This is a genomic window from Vibrio sp. YT-19(2023) (genome assembly GCF_033337395.1).
The window spans coordinates 1-698 of sequence record NZ_JAWOQN010000504.1 but is presented as its reverse complement, the minus strand read 5'-3'; the positions used below and the strand labels follow the sequence as shown (position 1 = coordinate 698).

At 50.1% G+C, this 698-nt stretch carries 1 protein-coding gene and 1 pseudogene; both read right to left on the bottom strand.

Annotated elements, in window-relative coordinates; all coding sequences use genetic code 11:
• Nucleotides 1–141: 141 nt before the first annotated feature.
• A complete protein-coding gene (locus R7E78_RS26780; protein ID WP_072828774.1) occupies nucleotides 142–492 on the bottom strand; it encodes a hypothetical protein in 351 nt (116 codons plus the stop codon).
• Nucleotides 437–698: pseudogene (locus R7E78_RS26775) on the bottom strand (hypothetical protein); the annotation flags it as partial. The pseudogene R7E78_RS26775 and the gene R7E78_RS26780, both read right to left, overlap by 56 nt.

The window sequence follows — 698 nt, the reverse complement described above, 5'->3', positions numbered from 1 at the left end:
CAGTGCCACGAACGTACTTATCACCATAGGTAACAGCACCGGTTTGGCGAAGTAGAGTGCTGGAACAAGCAATAACACCAGCAGAGACACACCAATCACGGTATTGATGGGAAGGTTTAATTTTCCATTCATGCGCATCCTCTACTGATGGGGTGGTAAATCGGATGGTTGAGCCGCTTCTTCACCTGCTTCTTTTGAGGATGCAGCAGACGATGAAGAAGATTTGGCTAGCTGACCACTCAAATCCATCGCGCCATTGAGCAGCAAACTGATGGAGGAGAGAGATGACGTGACGCGAGAAAGTCGCCCAGCTTTCGCAACAGCAATCGCGGCAAAAGCGCTCAACCCAAGCGCAGTCCACGGGTTTTCTTGCACGAATCGGTTCGAGGTAAATTTGAGGGTTTGCTTATCCAGCAAGCATTGCTCCAAAGCCGCTTTACCCTCGATGCGTTTTATCTGCATGGCTCGGTCGAGTTTGGTTAGAGAACGCATGCCAGCCCTCCTGCAATTGGTCGGTTGTATTTTTGAAACCAAGGAAGTGCGTCAGCCGCTTCTGCCACCACGCTAACCCAACTAACGCTAGACCTAACGACACAATAAACACGCCAACACTTAGCAGTAGTTGAGCGGTAAAGTGGTACGTCACTACACCCGCAGCCAAACACACACTGAAGATAAACAGAACCGACAGCAGCGTA

Excerpts from the sequence above, each read along its gene's own strand:
- R7E78_RS26780 (WP_072828774.1), bottom strand. The coding sequence starts at position 492 with ATGCGTTCTCTAACCAAACTCGACCGAGCCATGCAGATAAAACGCATC.